This window comes from Streptomyces sp. NPDC058864 (assembly GCF_042742985.1).
In the GTDB taxonomy this organism is placed as follows: Bacteria; Actinomycetota; Actinomycetes; order Streptomycetales; family Streptomycetaceae; genus Actinacidiphila.
The window spans coordinates 301,104-319,274 of the sequence record NZ_JBHYMQ010000002.1 but is presented as its reverse complement, the minus strand read 5'-3'; the positions used below and the strand labels follow the sequence as shown (position 1 = coordinate 319,274).

At 73.1% G+C, this 18,171-nt stretch carries 18 protein-coding genes; 6 read left to right on the top strand and 12 right to left on the bottom strand.

Annotated features, from left to right (window positions below; all coding sequences use genetic code 11):
- Positions 1 to 48: 48 nt before the first annotated feature.
- Positions 49 to 1,545: a cellulose binding domain-containing protein gene (locus ACFW3D_RS03030; RefSeq protein WP_500500637.1), complete on the bottom strand. Its 1,497-nt coding sequence runs from the start codon at positions 1,543 to 1,545 to the stop codon at positions 49 to 51.
- Positions 1,546 to 1,851: 306 nt separating this feature from the next.
- On the opposite strand from ACFW3D_RS03030, the gene ACFW3D_RS03025 reads away from it, so the two are divergent.
- Complete coding sequence (locus ACFW3D_RS03025; protein WP_500500635.1) at positions 1,852 to 2,100, top strand: hypothetical protein; 249 nt, start codon at positions 1,852 to 1,854, stop codon at positions 2,098 to 2,100.
- Positions 2,101 to 2,177: 77 nt separating this feature from the next.
- On the opposite strand, the gene ACFW3D_RS03020 is transcribed toward ACFW3D_RS03025, so the two are convergent.
- The gene (locus ACFW3D_RS03020; RefSeq protein ID WP_500500633.1) at positions 2,178 to 3,566 is read right to left on the bottom strand and encodes a HAMP domain-containing sensor histidine kinase; all 1,389 of its coding nucleotides are present in this window, start codon (positions 3,564 to 3,566) and stop codon (positions 2,178 to 2,180) included.
- Complete coding sequence (locus ACFW3D_RS03015) at positions 3,563 to 4,240, bottom strand: response regulator transcription factor (protein ID WP_500500631.1); 678 nt, start codon at positions 4,238 to 4,240, stop codon at positions 3,563 to 3,565. Before ACFW3D_RS03015 ends, ACFW3D_RS03020 begins: the two co-directional genes overlap by 4 nt.
- Before the next feature lie 107 nt (positions 4,241 to 4,347).
- Here ACFW3D_RS03015 and ACFW3D_RS03010 point away from each other — a divergent pair, with 107 nt between their 5' ends.
- Positions 4,348 to 4,911 carry a hypothetical protein gene (locus ACFW3D_RS03010; RefSeq protein WP_500500629.1) on the top strand — a complete coding sequence of 188 codons (564 nt, stop codon included), beginning with the start codon at positions 4,348 to 4,350 and terminating at the stop codon, positions 4,909 to 4,911.
- A gap of 16 nt (positions 4,912 to 4,927) precedes the next feature.
- On the opposite strand, the gene ACFW3D_RS03005 is transcribed toward ACFW3D_RS03010, so the two are convergent.
- Positions 4,928 to 5,791, bottom strand: a complete 864-nt coding sequence (locus tag ACFW3D_RS03005; protein WP_500500627.1) for a spermidine synthase — start codon at positions 5,789 to 5,791, stop codon at positions 4,928 to 4,930.
- Positions 5,792 to 5,825: 34 nt separating this feature from the next.
- Positions 5,826 to 6,179, bottom strand: a complete 354-nt coding sequence (locus ACFW3D_RS03000; RefSeq protein ID WP_500500625.1) for a hypothetical protein — start codon at positions 6,177 to 6,179, stop codon at positions 5,826 to 5,828.
- A 223-nt stretch (positions 6,180 to 6,402) separates the two neighbouring features.
- Between ACFW3D_RS03000 and ACFW3D_RS02995 the strand changes: the two genes are divergently transcribed.
- A complete protein-coding gene (locus ACFW3D_RS02995; protein WP_500500623.1) occupies positions 6,403 to 7,749 on the top strand; it encodes an NsdA family TPR-like regulatory protein in 1,347 nt (448 codons plus the stop codon).
- 98 nt (positions 7,750 to 7,847) lie between these two features.
- Here the strand turns inward: ACFW3D_RS02995 and ACFW3D_RS02990 are convergent, their stop codons facing one another.
- The 5 genes from ACFW3D_RS02990 to ACFW3D_RS02970 all read right to left on the bottom strand — a co-directional run bounded on the left by ACFW3D_RS02990 (position 7,848) and on the right by ACFW3D_RS02970 (position 13,816).
- Positions 7,848 to 9,818, bottom strand: coding sequence for a hypothetical protein (locus tag ACFW3D_RS02990; protein ID WP_500500621.1), 1,971 nt, complete (start codon positions 9,816 to 9,818; stop codon positions 7,848 to 7,850).
- 5 nt (positions 9,819 to 9,823) lie between these two features.
- Positions 9,824 to 10,636 (bottom strand): nucleic acid/nucleotide deaminase domain-containing protein, encoded by an 813-nt coding sequence (locus ACFW3D_RS02985; RefSeq protein WP_500500619.1) that lies wholly within the window; start codon positions 10,634 to 10,636, stop codon positions 9,824 to 9,826.
- A gap of 44 nt (positions 10,637 to 10,680) precedes the next feature.
- Complete coding sequence (locus tag ACFW3D_RS02980) at positions 10,681 to 11,244, bottom strand: SUKH-4 family immunity protein (RefSeq protein WP_500500617.1); 564 nt, start codon at positions 11,242 to 11,244, stop codon at positions 10,681 to 10,683.
- Between the two features lie 76 nt (positions 11,245 to 11,320).
- The gene (locus ACFW3D_RS02975; RefSeq protein ID WP_500500615.1) at positions 11,321 to 13,045 is read right to left on the bottom strand and encodes a nucleic acid/nucleotide deaminase domain-containing protein; all 1,725 of its coding nucleotides are present in this window, start codon (positions 13,043 to 13,045) and stop codon (positions 11,321 to 11,323) included.
- Positions 13,046 to 13,195: 150 nt separating this feature from the next.
- Positions 13,196 to 13,816 (bottom strand): hypothetical protein, encoded by a 621-nt coding sequence (locus ACFW3D_RS02970; RefSeq protein ID WP_500500613.1) that lies wholly within the window; start codon positions 13,814 to 13,816, stop codon positions 13,196 to 13,198.
- Between the two features lie 37 nt (positions 13,817 to 13,853).
- Here ACFW3D_RS02970 and ACFW3D_RS02965 point away from each other — a divergent pair, with 37 nt between their 5' ends.
- The 3 genes from ACFW3D_RS02965 to ACFW3D_RS02955 are packed head-to-tail and all read left to right on the top strand — an operon-like array spanning position 13,854 to position 15,679.
- A complete protein-coding gene (locus tag ACFW3D_RS02965) occupies positions 13,854 to 14,615 on the top strand; it encodes a GNAT family N-acetyltransferase (protein WP_500500611.1) in 762 nt (253 codons plus the stop codon).
- Positions 14,616 to 14,666: 51 nt separating this feature from the next.
- Positions 14,667 to 15,482 carry a helix-turn-helix domain-containing protein gene (locus ACFW3D_RS02960; RefSeq protein ID WP_500500609.1) on the top strand — a complete coding sequence of 272 codons (816 nt, stop codon included), beginning with the start codon at positions 14,667 to 14,669 and terminating at the stop codon, positions 15,480 to 15,482.
- On the top strand, positions 15,479 to 15,679 hold the full coding sequence (locus tag ACFW3D_RS02955; RefSeq protein WP_500500607.1) for a DUF397 domain-containing protein: 201 nt from the start codon (positions 15,479 to 15,481) through the stop codon (positions 15,677 to 15,679). The genes ACFW3D_RS02960 and ACFW3D_RS02955 overlap by 4 nt, the downstream gene beginning before the upstream one ends.
- A gap of 22 nt (positions 15,680 to 15,701) precedes the next feature.
- On the opposite strand, the gene ACFW3D_RS02950 is transcribed toward ACFW3D_RS02955, so the two are convergent.
- Both ACFW3D_RS02950 and ACFW3D_RS02945 read right to left on the bottom strand, forming a co-directional pair.
- Positions 15,702 to 17,174, bottom strand: a complete 1,473-nt coding sequence (locus tag ACFW3D_RS02950; protein WP_500500605.1) for a GH1 family beta-glucosidase — start codon at positions 17,172 to 17,174, stop codon at positions 15,702 to 15,704.
- Positions 17,175 to 17,249: 75 nt separating this feature from the next.
- A complete protein-coding gene (locus tag ACFW3D_RS02945; RefSeq protein ID WP_500500603.1) occupies positions 17,250 to 18,167 on the bottom strand; it encodes a carbohydrate ABC transporter permease in 918 nt (305 codons plus the stop codon).
- Positions 18,168 to 18,171: the final 4 nt, after the last annotated feature.

Here is an 18,171-nt window from a genome sequence, read left to right as displayed (position 1 = left end):
CCGGCCGGGGCGCCCGTGTGGGGGGAGCGGGGATGGTCGTGTGCGGCCTCAGCGGCCGTAGGCCGCGAAGGCCTTGGAGAAGGCGCCCGCCTCCTGGAGCACCGAACTGCAGGTGGGGTCCGCGACGTTCTTGGCGCCCCCGGCGCACTGCTTGTCGCGCGCGCCCGACCACATCGACAGCCGGCCCAGGCCCTTGGACCGGGCGAAGGTCACCAGTTGCGTCGCGTCGTCGACCCCGAAGACCTCGGAGGCCACGTCGTTCACGCCGATCATCGGAGTGACCGCGACGGTCTTCCAGGCGGCGGCGTCCGACAGCCCGAGCACGCCCTTCAGTTGTCCCTGGGTGGCGGTGGCGGCCTCGATCGCGTAGCCGCCCATGTCGCCGCTGAAGGAGGCGCCGTAGTCCATCGCCATGATGTTGACCGCGGCGATCCGCACACCGCGGGCCCTGGCGTCGGCGAGCAGGCCGACACCGTCCTGGGTGAGGCCGGTCGGCATCACCGGCAGGGTGTAGGAGACCTCCAGGCCGCGGTGGCTCGCCTGGAGCTGCGCGATGGCCTGCGCCCGGCGGGTGTTGGCGGCCGTGTCGGCGATCGCGCCGCCCTCGACGTCGAAGTCCACCTGGGTGAGCTTGTAGGTGTCGACGACCCTGGCGTACGCCGAGGCCAGCGCGGAGACCGAGGAGCAGGTCGTCGCCAGCTCCGAGCCGGACGCGCCGCCGAAGGAGACCCGGACGTCACCACCGGCCTTGCGCAGGTCGCCTATCTGTGCCGCGACGGCGTCGTTCGCCAGGTCGCTCACCCCGCCCCACTTGGGCGTGCAGCCGCCGCCGTCGGTGACGAACGCCAGGTTGTACTGCTTGACGCCGGTCGCCCGGGAGTGGGCGAGCAGGTCGAAGGCCGGGTGGAGCGAGGTGTCGACGTACGGCGCGAACCCGGCGGAGGACGGCGAGCCGGTGCCCGAGGTGGGGCTCGCGGTGACGGTCGGGGTGGCGGTGGGGGTCGCGGTCGGGGTCGCGGTGGGCGTAGGCGACGACGTCTTGGTGGGGGTGGCGGTGGGCGCCGGGCTCGCTGTGGCGGTGGGGCGCCCGGCGGGGGAGGCGGTCACGCCGTCGTCGACGGAGCACTTCACGCCGTTGATCCGGCAGTTGACCGGGTCGCCCGCCTTCGCCGCGGACTTCGTCACGAAGCCGACCTCGGCCGCCTTCCCCGCGGCGATGTCCCTGTTCCAGCTTGCCGGGCGCACGGTGACGTGCCGCCCGGACACCGTGTAGGCGGCGTTCCAGAGTGAGCTGATGCCCGTGCCCGCGGGCAGGTCGAACGTCAGTTTCCAGCCGGAGAGCGTCGCGCTCGAGGAATTGCTGATCTCGTACCGCGCGGTGTACCCGGTGCTCCAGTCACTGGTCCTGCTGTACGCGGCGCCGACGGTCGCCGCCTGCGCCGAGCCCGCGAGCGCGAAGGCCCCGGCCGCGAGGACCGCGCCCGCGGTCAGACCCCCGAGGAGGGCGACCTTGCGGGTGGGACGACGACGATGTGAGTTCCTCATGGAGTGGCACGCTAGTGGTGCCGATTCAGACAAATGCCCAGAGCTGCGCGGACGTTCGATTTCTTATGGCGCGCTTAAGGGAGCCATCGGGGCCGGTTAATGGTTCAGACCTCTGTGACGGCCCGGTGCCCGGTCGGCGGGGTCGTCGCATGTCAAGCCCCGAAAATCCGGGAGGTGACGCGGTACGGCGGGCCGGGGTCAATGGAGATACGGGTTCGCGCAGAGCGCGCGACCCGGGGGAGCCGTCCGGGCGGGACCGTCCGGCCCGCTCCCCTCACCGCGACTTCCCACCGAAGGAGACCTCCCATGACTCGCACACCTCGTACCCGGCGCCTGCTGCTGCTCACCGCCTCCGCGGCCCTGGCCGCGGGAGGGGCGCTGATCCCCGCCACCGCGTTCGCGGCTCCGGCGTCGGCTCCGGCCCCGGCGTCGGCTCCGGCATCGGCGTCGGCACCGGCCGGCGCCGCGCACGGCTACGTCACCGACGACTACTGCTACGCCGGGGAGGACGCCTACTACGTCTATTACGACTACTGCGACGTCTACTGGGGGTGACCCGGCGGTCGCGGGATCCGGCCGGGCGGGTCCGGCCGGGTTCCAGGGGCGTGGAGCCGTCGGGGCCGTTCGGGGGTTCAGGCCTCCGTGGCCGCGGCGGGTCGCTTCAGCCGGCGGCGGCGCACCACCCGGTGGTTGCGCTTCCCGCCCGTCGCGAGCGGACGCAGCGCGATCCACACCCGGATCTCCGCGCCTCCCAGCACCGAGGAACCCAGACGCACGTCGCCCCCGGTGGATTCCGCGAGGCGCCGGACGATGTCCAGCCCGAGCCCCGTCGAACCCTCTCCGCCCGCGCCCTGGCCGCGTCGCATCGCGGCCGCCGGGTCCTTGATGCCGGGGCCCGCGTCGGAGACCAGCACGATCACCGCGTCCTGGCTGCTGTGCACGTCCACCGCGAAGGCCGTGCCCTCGGGGGTGTGCCGGAAGACGTTGCCGAGCATGGCGTCCAGCGAGGCCACCAGGTCGGCCCGGGCCACCGGCACCCGTACCGGGCGTTCGACGCCGGCGGTGCTCACCTCGCGTCCCTGGTCCTCGGCGAGCGCCGACCAGAAGGCCATCCGCTCCCTGATCACCTCGGCCGCGTCGCAGCCCACCGCGACCGGCTGGCTCTGCGCCTGCTGGGCACGGGCGGTGCGGATGATCTGGTCCACCTCGCGCTCCAGCTGGGCCACCGCGTGCCGGGTCTGCTCCCCGGCCGGGCCGTCGCCGAGCGAGGCGGCGTTGAGCCGCAGCACGGTCAGCGGGGTGCGCAGCCGGTGCGACAGGTCGGCGGCCAGTTCCCGCTCGTTGGCGAGCAGTTGGACCACCTGGTCCGCCATCGCGTTGAACGCGACGGCGGCGGAGCGCAGTTCGGCCGGGCCGTCCTCCGGGACGCGTACCGTCAGGTCCCCGCGCCCCAGGCCGTGCGCGGCCTCCGCGAGACGCTTGGCCGGGCGCACCATGCGGGTGCCCAGCCGGTCCGCCACGGCCACCGCGCCGACGATCAGGCCCACTCCGACCAGCGCCAGCACCGCCCAGGCGGCGGTGACCCCGCGGCTGACCTCGCCGTCCGGCACGAACACCTCGACCACCGCCACCGAGCCCGAGCTCACCGCGGTCGGCTGCAGCAGGGCGTAGCCCCCGGCCACCGGGACGGTGGAGGCCCGGCCCAGTCGCGAGGCCCGGTCCAGGTCGGCGTCCGGTGCGTGCGGGTCGCCGATCTCCACTCCGGCCGTGGCCTCCGTCGCCGGCACCCGTACGGCGATGCGCCCGTCGGCGCCCGCCTGCGTGGAGGCCACCGCCCGCTCCAGCTGGGTGCGGTCGGTGGTGATCGCCAGGGCCGGCCCTATCGCCGCGGCCTGCCGTTCCGCGTTGCCGATCGCCCGGTCCCGGGCCATCTCCTTGACGGTGAGCGCCAGCGGCACCGCGAAGGCGACGACGACCATGGCCGTCACCGCGACGCAGACCTTGACCAGCGCCCACCTCACCGGGGTGGCTCCAGCTTCACTCCCACCCCGCGCAGCGTGTGCAGGTAGCGCGGCCGGGCCGCCGTCTCGCCCAGCTTGCGGCGCAGCCACGACAGATGGACGTCGATGGTCTGGTCGTCCCCGTACGACTGCTGCCACACCTCCGACAGCAGCTCGCGCCGCGCCACCACCACGCCCGGCCGGGCCGCCAGGAAGGACAGCAGGTCGAACTCACGGCGGGTCAGGTCCAGCGGCGTACCGTCCAGGACGGCCTGACGGCGCAGGACGTCGATCTGCAGCCCGCCCACCCGCAGTACCCGGTCCGCCTCGTGGGTGCGGGAGCGGCGAAGCACCGCCGCCATGCGTGCCGACAGGTGCTCGACCGAGAACGGCTTGACGAGGTAGTCGTCGGCGCCCGCGTTGAGCAGCCGGACGATCTCCGACTCGTCGTCCCGCGCCGTGGCGATGATCACCGGCACGTCGGTGATGCCGCGCAGCATCTTCAGCGCCTCGGCCCCGTCCAGGTCCGGCAGGCCGAGGTCCAGGATCACCACGTCGAAGCCGACCTGCGCGACCTCCCGCAGCGCCTCCAGGGCCGTGCCCACGCTGCGTACCGTGTGCGCGGCCTCGGTGAGGTGCCGGATGAGGGCGGAGCGCACGAACTGGTCGTCCTCGACCACGAGCACACTTGCCATGGCCCGCAACTTAGCCCATCAGGGGTGGCCGGGTGGGCGCGAGCACGTCAGAACGGGAAGCGCAACCCCCGGCTCCGGTCCGGGGGTGCGTCCGGCACTATGGGCGGATGCGAAAAGGACTGGCGCACGCCGGAGCGTGGACGCTCGCCACGAGCGCCGCCGTCGCACTGTCGTGGTTCGGCGTCCACCACGTCCTGGCCGGTACGGCCTACGACCCGCCCAGGGCGCTGCCGATCTCCGAGCCCGTCTCCGACGAGGTCCCCGCCCCCGCGCCCACCCCGTCCCCGGACGGCAGTGCCACCCACCGCCCCGCCGGGCCCAGGTCCACGGCCGGCCCGGACCGGTCCGCGCGGGCCACGCCGCGCACCCCCTCCAACGCCCCGAGCCGCCCGCCCGGTTCGGCCACCCCCGCCACGACCTCCTCCGCCGACACCGGCAACGTGCACGGCTACACGGTCGAGGGCGGACGGGTCGTGCTCGACCTCGGCGAGACCTCCGCGACCCTGGTCTCGGCGACGCCCGACCCCGGCTGGGAGATGAAGGTCTGGAAGCAACCGGAGTGGATCCGGGTCGACTTCGTGTCGGCCACCACGACCTCCTCGCTCTTCTGCACCTGGAACGGGCACCCGCCCACGGTCGACACCTACAAGGCACAGAACACCGGGGGCTAACGCCGTCCGGCACGGCCTAGCGGAACACCGACTCCGGGGGAACGGGGGAGGCCGCCGCCGTGGCGTCCGTGACCGCCGCCGCGCCGCCCGCGAAGGCGTCCAGTTCCCGGCCGTGCTCGACCCGCCCCGGATGCGGGTCCGAGGCCACCCGCCGGGTGAACTCCGCGACGGGCAGCTCGCCGTCCGCGGCCACCAGGATGACGTTGCCGAAGCGCCGGCCCCGCAGCACGGCCGGATCCGCCGCCAGGCACGCGTGCGGGAAGGACGCCCGCACCGTCGCTATCTGCGCCCGCAGGAACTCCAGCCGTCCGCCGTCCGCCACATTGGCGGCGTACACCCCGCCGGGCGCCAGCGCGTGCCGCACCTGCGCCAGGAACTCCGTGCTGGTCAGGTGGGCGGGGGTGCGGGCCCCGCCGAAGACGTCCGTGATCACCAGGTCCGCCCAGGCCTCCGGGACCTTGGCCAGGCCCTCGCGGGCGTCGCCGCCGCGCACCTTGATGCGCCAGGTGCGGTCCCAGGGCAGCTCCCGGCGCACCAGCTCGACCAGCGCGGTGTCCAGCTCCACCACCTGCTGCGTCGAGCGGGGCCGGGTCGCCGCGGTGTAGCGGGCCAGGGTCAGCGCGCCACCGCCGAGGTGCAGTACCCGCAACGGCCGTCCGGGCGGCGCGGCGAGGTCGACGACGTGGCCGAGCCTGCGCTGGTACGAGAAGTCCAGGTGCTCCGGGTCGTCGAGGTCGACGTGCGACTGCGGTGCCCCGTCGATCAGCAGCGACCAGCCCCGCGGCCGGTCCCGGTCCGGCACGAGCTCGGCGAGACCCCCGCCCACCTGCTCGCGTATGCCGTCCGGTGCCTTCGTCGTCCTCGTCCTGCGCGCTGCCATGCCCTCCAGTATGGGCGGCGGCCGGAGCGCGGGCTCAGAGCCGGTCGGCCAGCTCGATCATCCGGGCCGCCTCGCCCAGGGCGTCACGCAGCACCGTCGGGTCCGTCACGGCGGTGTCGCCGCGCGGCGGCACCAGCCAGCCGGTGCCCGCCACCGGCGGCTCCCGCAGCTCGCCGGGGACGGTGAAGCCGCCGCCCGCGGTCTGCGTGCACGCGCTGCCCGGCAGGTCCCAGGCGTCGGCCGTGCCCGGCGGCACCAGGAAGCCGAGGCTGTCACCCGAGCTGTCGTGCAGCACGGGCCCGAGGCCGGTCCGCATGCGCAGGATGTCCACGGCCTCCAGTCCCTGCCGGGCCGGGACGGTGACCAGATCCCATGGCTCGTCCAACAAGGCGAATCCTCCTTGGGGTCGGACGGTTGGGTTGCACGGTGTCCAACGCGCGCGGACGTCAACAGCTACGCCCGCTTGACGCCGTCAGGGGTGGCGTTTCATGGCGAATGGAGGGTGAGATATCCCTTTTGTAGCCAAACCCCCGGTACTCGGACCCTCACAGCGAGTACGGTCGTCGCGCCGCCAACCGGCACCGCACCGACCGTCCAACGGGAGCCCGGCGATGCACTCGTCACCTTCCACCCCCAACACAGCCTTCCGGCGCCTGCGCGGAGACCGGTCCCCCGGTGAGTTCGCCGCCGCCGTGCGCCGCGCGGGGCGGGACATCGGTGAACAGGTCAGCTGCGACGCCCGCTACATCGGCCGCGTGGAGTCCGGCGAGATCCGCTGCCCCAACTACGCCTACGAGCGGGTCTTCCGGCACATGTTCCCCGGCCGGGACCTCGCCGACATGGGCTTCGAGCCGCGTGAACTGGTCCGCGGCCGGCGCGTACCGGCGGCCCCGGCCCCGCGGCCGGCACCCAGGACTGCCCCGCGGCCGACCCCGTACGAGACCGAAACCGACGAGGTGAGCGACGTGCTGCGTCGCGCGTTCATGACCGGCGGCCCGGCCGCCATCGCCACCACCCTGATGGCGGCGCCCGCCGCGACGGCGGAGACGGTGCACAAGGTCGGCAGACCGCAGGCCCGGGCGGTCCGCGCGGCCGTCCGCGAGATCCGTCTGCACGACGACCGCCACGGCGCCGGGGCGCTCTACCGCCAGGCCGGACACTCCCTCGGTGTCGCCTACCGCCTCCTCGACGAGGGCACCTACAGCCAGTCCGTCGCCGAGGACCTGATGGGCGGCGCCGGTGAACTCGCCATCTCCGTCGGCTGGCTGGCCCACGACTCCGGGCGGCTCGCCGACGCCCGCTCCTTCTACGGCGAGGCCCTTGCCACCGCCCGCATGGCCGGCGACCGCGCCCTGGAGGCGCACGCCTTCTGCAACGCCTCCTTCCTCGCCCGCGACGCCGGCCGCTCCCGCGAGGCCGTCCGCGCCGCCCAGGCCGCCCAGCAGGCAGCCCGTCACCTCGGCTCGCCCCGCCTGCTCTCGCTGCTCGCCCTCCGCGAGGCGGGCGGCTGGGCCGGCCTCGGCGACCGCTCCGGCTGCGAACGCGCCCTCTCCCGCGCCCAGACCCTGTTCGGCCGCGGCCCCTGCGCCGCGGACCCGGAGTGGATGACCTTCTACGGCGAGGCCGAACTCGCCGGCCTGGAGGCCCAGTCCTGGTCCGCCCTCGGCGACCACCACCGCGCCGCGGAGCACGCGCGGCGCGCGGTGGGCCTGCAGGCACCGCACTTCACGCGCAACGCCGCGCTCTACACCGCGGAACTCGCCAACAACCTCGCCTCCGCCCGCCGCGTCGACGAGGCCACCGACGCCGGCATCCGCGTCCTCGACCTCCTGGGCCGTGTCCAGTCCCCGCGCGTACGGGGCATGCTCGCCTCCGCCGCCCAGACCCTCCAGCCGTACTCCCGGCGCCCGGACGTCGCCGAATTCCTGCGCCGGCAGACGGAGTCGCGACCGGCGTGAGCCGCCGCGGTCCGGCGCGACGGGGGCCGCGTCAGGCGTGGAGGGCCTCCGCGTCCGTCAGCGTGCTCCCGCAGCTACGACCGGACCGCCCCCCTCCGCTACGCCCACAGCCGGTCGAGGTGGAGCCGGAGGCCGTACGTACCGCGGGGGCCGGTGACCGTGACGGCGCCGTCGGGGGCGAGGGCCAGGCCGTCGGCGCGGTGCAGCAGCGGAAGGGGGCGGACGCGTGCGTCGAGCAGGTTCCAGACGCTCGCCCGGCCGTCGGCCCAGGCGGCGACGGCGACCGGGCCGTGGGCGGGGGTGTCCGCGGCGGCCAGGGCGGTGACGACGGAGTCGCGGCGCTCCACGGGGCCTGGCATCGGGTCGTCCGGGGTCGCCCACAGGCGCAGGGTGCCGTCGAGTCCCCCGCTGAGGCAGAAGGACAGGTCGTACCGGGCCGAGTGGACCAGGGCGATCGCGGAGACGGGAGCCTGGTGCAGGGCGCGGCTCAGGGGGACGGGGTCGTACGTGGGAGAGCGCCAGACGTGGACGTGGCCCGAGGTGTCGCCGACGGCCAGGAAGCCGGAGGCCGGCTCCGAGGCCAGGGCCGAGGGGCCGTCCGGATTGTGGCGGAGCGCGGCCTCGCCGAAGGCGACGGAGTCGGCGGGGAAGGTGTGCAGGACCCGCTCGCGGTCGAGGAGCAGCATGCCGTCGCCGAGAGCCGCCAGGGCGAGCGGCCGCACCTCGGTGGGGGAGGGCACCCTGCGCAGGTCCGCACCCGTGGCGGGGTCGAAGGCCCGCAACCGGCCCAGGGGATCGGCCGCGAGCAGCTCCCCCTCGACCGCGCCGGGACCGAGAGCGGTGAAGGACTCCCCGGGGCGGAACCACTCGGCGGTCCAGGGGTGCCGTTCGGCGATGGGGCGCAGCAGCGCGGCCATCTGCGGCGCGTCCGCGAGCGCGGCGGCGTGCAGGACGGCGGCGCGCTCGGGGTCGCCCATGCCGGGGTGCGTCAGCACGGGAGCCGCGCGGCGCCACAGCGGGGTCAGTACCGCGGGTGCCGCGGCTGCGGTGTCCGGGTCCGCGAGGGCCGCCGTCACGGCGGTCGCGGAGCCGTGGACGAGGAAGCCCGCGTCTCGCAGCAGCCGGTCCGCCGTACCGGCGGCGACAGCGTGGCCGAGCACGTGCTCCCGGGCGTAGGAGCTGGTCAGGGCACGGGACTTGAGGAGGTCGACGATGCGTTCGTCCAGGCCCGCGACGGCGGGCCCACCGGGCGGGACCTCGTACCCGGCTCCTCCGGGCAGGTGATCCACGGCGGCGGCGACGGACTCCCGCGCCCCCGGGTCGCCCGTCAGGTGCGCGTGCAGCAACTCCCACACGTCGGCGGGAACCGGGCCGCGGAGCGCGGCCAAGGTGTGCAGCGCGGGACGGGCCGCATCGGGCAGCCGTGCCCACCACGCGGCCGGTACGTCACCTTCGGCGGGCGGCCCGGTGACCGTCGCGGCGAGCCGGGCGGTCGCCGGGTGCGGGAAGACCTGCCCCGCGGTGAAGGCGGAACCGGCGATGGCCTGTCCGGCGTACCAGACGGCGAACTCCGGGCGGTCGGTGAGCGCGGGGTCGTCCAGGTCCACCACCACGGCATCGTCCGGAAGGCCCTCGGCACCGGCCGTCTCCAGCAGCAACCGCACGTGGGGGAAGGCCAGCAGCGGCGCCACCAGCGCCTCGCGGCAACCCGGCCGTGCCCGGTGCAGGTCGGCGAGGCCGAGGGTCAGCGGGCGCCGGTCGGCCCATATCCGCTCTACGAGTGCGTCCGGGGAGAGCGGCCCGTAGCCCAGCTGCCGTCCCAGCTCCCAGGCGACGGCATCCGCGGTCAGCCCGCGAGCGGGGACGAGGCCGTGCACCATCGTGCCGGGGTCCTGCTGCGCGCCCGCCACGAACCACGCCAGCAGATGGCTCTTCCCGGCTCCGGGGGAACCGGTCACCACCAGCGGTGACCTGGCGCCCGACGTCGCCCACTCCAGTACCCGCTGCCCCGCGGGCCCCCGGCCGGCCCCGAGACCGGGCCAGTCCGACATCCCCAGTTCCCCCGTCATGTCCCTCAGCCCTCCTGTGCCGCCGCCTCGCGCAGCTTCCGGATGCCGGAGGCCCGGGATTCGGCGGTCTCCCCGTAGGGGAAGTTGTGCGTCACCTCGGCCTCCGGGAAGAGGTCGGCGAGCGTCATCGAGCAGTAGTGCCCCGGCATGAAGCACGACTCAAGTTCGGTGTGGATGCGCCGGACCTGCTCCGGTTCCACCCCGCCCGCCCGCAGGTTCGCCCACAGCCGCTCCTCGGGGTGCACGCAGATCCCGCCCGAGGACGTGATGATCTTCGCCTCACCGTCCGCGCCCACGATCTCGAACGCCGCGAACCACTCCGCGCTCGCGGTGTCGCGGATGTCGTCCAGCACCTGTGGCCACCAGTCCTCGCGGTCCGCGAACGCCGTCGCGTCCAGCTCCCGCAGCCGTGCCTCCAGCGCCTCGAACGCCAGTGACGCCGTCTCGGGCCGGTCCGTGTCCGCGATCACCGCAAGGGCCTCGTCCAGTGCCACCAGGCTCGCGGTGAACGCCTCCAGGGAGCCGTTCACATGCCGCTCCGGCTCGTCGTACTCCACGAGGACGCCGCGCACGGCGCCGTCGGGGGCGAGGCAGATCTCGTACCCGCGGTCGGTGCCGAGGCGGATGTATTCGGCTGCCCGTTCGGGCACGCCCACCTCGAGCGTCGCCGCGTGGTCGACCAGCGGCTCCGGGTCCTCCGGCGACGTCGAGAAATACGGCCCCACCTGCAGCGGGACGACCACCCCCGGAGCGCTCGCGAAACGGCGGACGCCGCCCTCGCCGAACCGCGCGACCACGGGCTGCCCAAGGTCGGTCACTTGCTTCCCCACTCCTCGACGGACGGCACCATTGCGCCGGTCGGTCAGTAATGCTCGGCGATGCTTTCCAGGAGCCGCGCGTACGTGCCTTCCTCGTCGGCCAGTGCGCCGGGATCGATGGACCGGAAGCGCGCCGTGATCCGTTCCACCGTCTCCTCGCGGAACTGCCGGCTGGTGGCGTCCGAGTAGTTGTCCCGCTCCTCGTACAGCACGGTGAGGAACCGGACGAGTTCGGCGAGGCCCGGGTGGAGGGGCTCGGCGAGGGACTCGCCCTGGGGCAGCGCGTGGACGGAGCCGTCGACACCGTCCACGACCAGCCCGTCGTCATAGCCGATCCAGCCGATGAAGACCCAGCTGTCCGATGTCGGCGGGAGATCTTCCATGTCGCCGAAGAATTCGTACACGTCTTCGGCGAGCCGCATTCCGCCGGAGACGCCCGGTTCAAGTCCGAACAGGAAGTCCTTGGGATCCGGAAGTCCGGCACCGGCCAGGAAACGCCTGGTCCCCTCGTGTGTGACCGCCGGATGGAGGGAGTCCTCGGGTACGCGGACGACGGCCTCGGGCCCGAAGACCTCAACGAGCCGTGCGTGCGTCTGCTCGAGCGACATTCACCGGTCCTTCCTGCTCATGGCCATCACGCTGCACCGAACGGTCGGTGAGCGACGGACCAGCGGAGTCTACTCATCACGCACGACCGTGACGTTGCTTGAGCCGGTCCATGTAGCGCTGGTGCTCCTCGTTGCCCGCGTCCTCGCTCGCCTTGGTGGGCCCGTACTGGAAAGTGTGTTCCACCGAGGCATTGGGGAAGTAGTGGTGCAGCCATGCGGCGCACACGGGTGACCTGCGTTCGCAGGGTGCCCTCTCCGTGTACAGCTCGGTGATGTGGTCCCTGTTCCCGGTATTCATGATGGGGACCCCGAGCACGCGCTCGGAATGCGCGTAGATGGCGCGGTTGCTCCGTCCGACGAGGATGAACTCCCGCCCCTGGTCGTCCTTGTAGCGGACGGAGGCGTAGTTGTTGTCGCCGTAGTCGCCGTCACCGTCGTTGTGCGCCCGGCGCGCCAGCTGAGTGGCCCGCGCCAGTTCCGACCCGCCTTCGGGAATCTGGCGCGAGCTCACCTTGGTCCGAATGTCGTTCTTCTTCTTCGGCGGGAGCGGGTAGTCGCCCTTCTGGATCGGGGTCGTGGAGGACTTCCCGCCCGTGATGCCGTGGATCCCGGATGTGTCCAGGGGATGCACGTCACTCGTGGAGGCGTCGGGGTGGACCCGCTGGACCCTGCCGTCGTCGTGCAGCAGGTAGACCGGGGTCGGGTTGTTCGGATCGCGATTGCGGGCGCCGTGGAGGGCGTTCAGCTCGGTGGCGATGCTGTCGTCGTTGTCGCGATGGTTCTGGTGCATCTTCTGGAGGCCCTTGCGCATGTCGCCTCGCACATGGCCCACGGCCTTCTCGGCAGCGTCGCCGATGCCGTCCACGATCTTCGTGGCGATCGGCATGATGTGCTCCGCGATCTCGCCCCGCCCGTTGGTGCGGCCCTTGGCGTTGCGGGCCCGGCCTATGTGCCCCTTGGACTTGCCGTGCATCGAGCCGGTGATGCCGTCGAGCTGGGTGTCGATCCGGTCGAAGCTGTCCCCGTCGCTCTGGAAGTGGTCGCCGCCCCCGCCCCCGGTGCCGCCGCCTCCTCCACCACTGCCGCCCCCCGCGCTCGCCAGGGTGAAGCTGTCGGCCTGCTTCTTGGCGCCGTCGACGCCCTCGCCGAAGCCCTCCTTGCCGGCGTTGGCGGTGCGGCCCAGGTCGACGCCCTTCTGCAGGCCGAGGGCGTTCGAGCCGACCTGGATGACGAGGTCGGCGGCCATCGACTCCAGGGCGGCGTAGATCGGTGCGGTGGCGATGGACATCAGCTGGTCGACGACCTGGTTGATGACCTCACGGAAGATCTTCTTCACGATCATCCGGGTCGCCTGGGTCGCGGCGGCCCCGGCGAAGCTCGACAGGCCCAGCGTGAAGGGCGCGGAGGCTATGGTTGCGACGATCTCCGCTGCCAGAATGCCGAGTTGGACGATCGCCGCGACCTTGGCGACCTCGATCGCGATTGCCACCCCGTCGAGCGCCGTCGCCCCCATCCGCGCGGCCTCGGCGAGATTGGCCAGATGCGTGCCCTTGACCTTCCCCCAGTGCGCCTCGAAGGCGTCCATGGCGGCGCCCGCGTTGGCGCCCAGCAGCTCCTGCACGGCGGTGTGGGCGTCCATGGCGCCACCGTCGATGTCGTCCGCGAAGTCCCGCAGCGACGTGGCCATCTCGCGGTAGTCGTCCTCATCGACGTTCGGCCACGCGATGCCGATCAGGTCGAGCACGTACGCCAGCTCGTCGGGTAGTACGACACCCACCGCGGACACCCCCGTGTCATTCATCGACTGCAGCAGCAGAGATTCTGACGCTACGTGAGAGGCATCAGTTCCTCAACTGCCGTGAAAACGACGGACTGTGTATCGGACGCACCCCCTGAGCACGTCATGTGTCAAAGCGTCGACGCGCCGGAGCCGCGCGGCCGCCGCGGCCCCCTACCGCTTGGGCCGGACGGCGACGCCCGCGCGGCGGTAGGCGCCGTACGACATGGCGTCGCTCCCGTCGAGCAGGATCACGTACGCGCCGCCCCGCGACCAGCGGACGTGGCGGGTGGCGTCGATGTCCTCGTACGGCCAGGGGCCCGCCGGCTCCGGCTCCCCGAGGCGGTCGCGCAGCAGCGCCGCCACACGCAGGTACTCGGCGTCGTAGTCCGCCGCCGTCGCCTCGCCCCGTACGTCGGAGCGGCTGTGCCAGGGCCCGAACTCGTCGTCCCACTCGGCCGGGTCGTCGGGGTCGGCGAAGTACGCGAAGGGGTGCAGGACGTAGCTCCCCGCACGGCACCGGGTGTGGGCGCACACGGCGTCGGGGGAGCCGTCGTCCACGCAGCCGGGGGGCTCACCGAGCTCCAGCCACCAGTCGTCGACGTCCTCCTGGCGTCCGGGCAGGAACTGGACCTCCCACCAGCCGATGTCGGGTCCCGCCTCCTCGTCCTCCGGGACCTCCCAGCCGTTGGCCACGAACGCGTCCTCGACCGCCCGCCGGGTCCACGGCAGGCCGGCCAGCGCGACCATCCGGTCGGCGAAGGCGCCGTCGGCTCCGAGCAGTTGCATCGCCATGACCCGTGACGATAACGCCCCCGCCTAGGCTGCCCCCATGACCGGACCGGAACTGCGGAGGATCCGCGCCTTCGTCACCGCCTTCACCCGCCGCCAGGCCGCACGCACCGTCGAACTCCCCGGCGCCTTCGCCGTCCTCGACGACTCCTTCGCGTACTCGCACGGCAACAACCAGGTGGTCGTCGACGGCGACGTCGACCCCGAGGCGCTGCCCGCCCTCGCCGACGACGCGCTCGGCCACCTCGGGCACCGGGCCGTCACCGTCCTCGACGACGCTACGGGCACCGCCTGCGCCGGGCCCCTGGTGCGCGCGGGCTACAGCCACTCCGCCGAGCTCGTCATGCTGCACACCGGCCCGGTGCCGGACGGCGGCCCCGCGGAGGAAGTGGGCCTCGACGCCTTCCGCGCCCCCCTCACCCGGCGCTGGCGCGGCTTCCTCCCGGAGGCGGACGAGGACGCCGTACGCCAGCTCGTCGACCGCCGCGAGGTCCGCCACCGCGGCGCGGACGTCGTCCGCTTCATCGGCGCGCGGACGCCCGAGGGCGACGTCGCGTCCTGGGCGGACCTCTACATGGACCGCGCGTCGGGCATCGCCCAGGTCGAGGACCTCATCACCTCCGAGGCCCACCTCGGACACGGCTACGCGGACGCCGTCCTGTCCACGGCCCTGCGCCAGGCCGTAGACGCCGGATGCGCCACCCGCTTCCTCGTCGCCGACGCCGACGACTGGCCCCGGCAGTGGTACGGCCGCCGCGGCTTCACGGTCATCGGCCGCTTCCACAGCTTCGGACGCGGTTGACGGTGCCCGTCCGTACTCTGGTGGACACGGAGAGTGCGGGGGTGGGTGCGTATGACCGGCGAGGCGACCCGGCCGCCGATGGCGTGGCGGTACTGCGGCAACCAGGTCAAGCTCTGGCGCGAGCAAGCGGGCGTCACGCGCGAGCAGTTGGCCCGCGAGGCGGCGTACGGCTACGACACGGTGAAGTCCATGGAGCAGGGCCGCCGCCGGCCCAGTTCCCGCTTCCTGCAGATCGCGGACCAACTGTGCGGTGCCCAGGGGAAGCTTGCCGCGGCGGAGGCGTACCTCAAGCCGGAGAAGTTCCCGGCGAGGTCGCAGGACTTCTTCCGTTACGAGGCGGAGGCGGTCAGCCTCTGGTCGTACGAACCGCTGCTGATCCCCGGGTTGCTCCAGATCGAGGGCACCGTGCGTGCCCTGCTCGGCGCCCATCGGCCGCCGCTGGACGACGAGGTGCTGGAGGAAAGGGTCCGGGCACGGCTGGAGCGCCAGGCGCTGTTGCGGCGCAGCCCGCCCGTCGAGTTCAGCTTCGTGGTGTACGAGGCGGCCCTGCGCTGTCCCGTGGGAGGCCCGGGCACGGCGAGGCGGCAGCTTCTGCACCTGCTGGAGGTGGCCGCGCTGCGCAATGTCTCCCTGCAGGTGCTGCCGTTCGCCGCCGGCGCTCATCCCGGGCTCAACGGACCCATCGTGCTGCTGGAGACCCGGGAACACGAACGGCTCGCGCTCACCGAGGGGCAGTCGCTCAGCCTGCTGACCGCGGACCCGGAACAAGTGGGTGCGCTGACACAGCGGCATGGCATGATCCGAACGGAGGCCCTCGGAGCCGACGAGTCGGCGCGGTTCATCGAACGGATGGCGGGTGAGGCATGAGCGGCGGACCGTCCTGGCGCAAGTCGACGTACAGCGACACGGAGGGCAGCAACTGCGTCGAGGTCGCCACCACCCCGCACCGCGTGCACGTCCGGGACAGCAAGGACCCGGACGGCCCCTCCCTCTCCTTCACGCCCGCCGCGTGGACGGAGTTCGTCCGCGGCGTGGGACGGGACGCGGCGCCCCCCTCCGGTTAGTGCGCCGCGTCCCGCCGGTCCGTCACGACGCGGTGTCCGCCTCCGCCGTGTCGGGGAGCGCGCCCGCGCGGGCGACGCCCGCGTACCAGAGGGCGCTGGACTTCGGGATGCGCTCCTGCGTCTCGTAGTCGACCCAGACCGCGCCGAAGCGCTTGCTGTACCCGTACGCCCACTCGAAGTTGTCCATCAGGGACCACAGGAAGTAGCCGCGCACGTCGGCGCCGTTGCGCATCGCGCGGTGGACGGCCTCGAGGTGGACGCGCAGGTACTCCACGCGCTCGGGATCGTGCACGGCGCCGTCGGGGCCCACGGAGTCCTCGTAGGCCGCGCCGTTCTCCGTGATGAGCAGCGGCAGGTCGGGGAACTCGCGGTTCATCCGCATCAGCAGGTCGTACAGGCCCGTCGGGTCGACGGACCAGCCCATCGCGGTCCGCTCGCCCGGGGGCTGGTGGAAGGCGACGTCGTCCGCGCCCGGCCAGGGGGAGAACTCGCTGGAGCCGTGGCCGTCGCTGCGCGGCCCGTCGACCGAGGCGCCGTCCGAGACCAGCGTGGGCGTGTAGTAGTTGATGCCGAGCACGTCCAGCGGGTGGCGCTTGATCGCGGCGAGGTCGCCGTCCTGGACGAAGGACCAGTCGGTCAGGCCGCGGGTGTCCTCGAGCAGGTCCTGCGGGTACGCGCCCTTGAGCAGCGGTCCGGTGAAGACCCGGTTGCCGACGGCGTCGATGCGGCGCGCGGCGTCCACGTCGGCGGGGGAGCCGGTGAGCGCGCGGACCTGGTGCAGGTTGAGGGTGATGCCGAGCTGGGCCCGGGCCGGGAGGACCGAGCGCAGCGCCTCGGCGGCGCGGCCGTGGCCCAGGTTGAGGTGGTGCGCGGCGCGCAGGGCGGCGACCGGGTCGGTGCGGCCCGGGGCGTGGACGCCGGAGCCGTAGCCGAGGAAGGCACTGCACCAGGGCTCGTTGAGGGTGGTCCACAGCTGGACGCGGTCGCCGAGCGCGTCGGCGACGATCCGCGCGTACTCGCCGAAGCGCTCCGCGGTGTCGCGGGCGGGCCAGCCGCCGGCGTCCTCGAGCTCCTGCGGCAGGTCCCAGTGGTAGAGCGTGACGGCCGGCTGGATGCCGTGCTCCAGCAGCTCGTCGGTGAGCGCGCGGTAGAAGTCCAGGCCGCGCTCGACCGCTGGCCCGCGGCCGGTGGGCTGGACGCGGGACCAGGAGACGGAGAACCGGTAGGCGCTCAGGCCGAGGTCGGCCATGAGCCGGACGTCGTCACGGAACCGGTGGTAGTGGTCGGCGGCGACGTCGCCGGTGTGGCCCTCGAAGACCTTGCCGGGGGTGTGGCTGAAGGTGTCCCAGATCGACGGGGTGCGCCCGTCCTCGGCAGCGGCGCCCTCGATCTGGTACGCGGCGGTGGCCGCGCCCCACAGGAAACCGGGCGGGAACTGGCGGCCGCTCACTGCGGCGGTGCCGCTCGCTGCGGGACGGATGTCGGACGCTGTCATACGGGAGCGCTCCCATCGGAACGAGTGAACAAGAGAGATAAGGGGGGAAGGGCGCGGTCGCGGCCGCGGGAGGGGTCAGCCCTTGACCGCGCCCTGCATGATGCCGCCGACGATCTGCTTGCCGAAGATCACGAAGACCAGCAGCAGCGGGAGCGTGCCGAGCAGCGCGCCGGCCATGATGACGGACTCGTCGGGGATGTAGCCGCGGCCGAGGCTGGTGAGCGCGACCTGCACGGTCGGGTTCTCCTGGGTCAGCGCGATGATCGGCCAGAAGAAGTCGTTCCAGGCCGCGACGAAGGTCAGCATGCCCAGGACCGCCATCGCGGGCCGGGCGGCCGGGAAGACCACGTGCCAGACGATCCGCAGGCTGCTGGCGCCGTCGACGCGGGCGGCCTCGATGATCTCGGTGGGCAGGGCCTGGGAGAGGTACTGCCGCATGAAGAAGACGCCGAAGGCACTGACGAAGGTCGGCAGGACGACCGCCTGGAGGTGGTTCGTCCAGTCGAGGTCCGCGATCCACAGGAACAGCGGCACCACGCTCAGCTGCGGCGGCACCATCATGGTGCCGATGGTCAGCATCAGCAGGAAGTTCTTCATCCTGAACCGCAGCTTGGCGAAGGCGAAGCCCGCGATCGTCGAGAACAGGACCGTGCCGAGGGTGATGCTGCCCGCGACGATGGTCGTGTTCAGCAGCGCCGTGCTGAGGTTGGCCTCGGTCCACGCGGTCTGCAGGTTGCTGAAGAGGTTCGAGCCGAACCAGAACGGCGGCGGGGTCTGCGCCAGCCGCGAGTTCGTCCGGGAGGCGGCGATCGCGGTCCACACCAGGGGGAAGAGCGATATCGCCGTGAAGACGATCAGCACGATGTAGGTGAACGGGCCCGCGTGCAGCTGCCGTCCGGCCTTGGGCGCCCCGGGGGTGCGGCGCTTCGGCGTGCGGGGCGCGTCCGCTGCGCCGGCCGCCTGATCCGCCGGGTTGGTCGAGATGGTGGCCATCGTC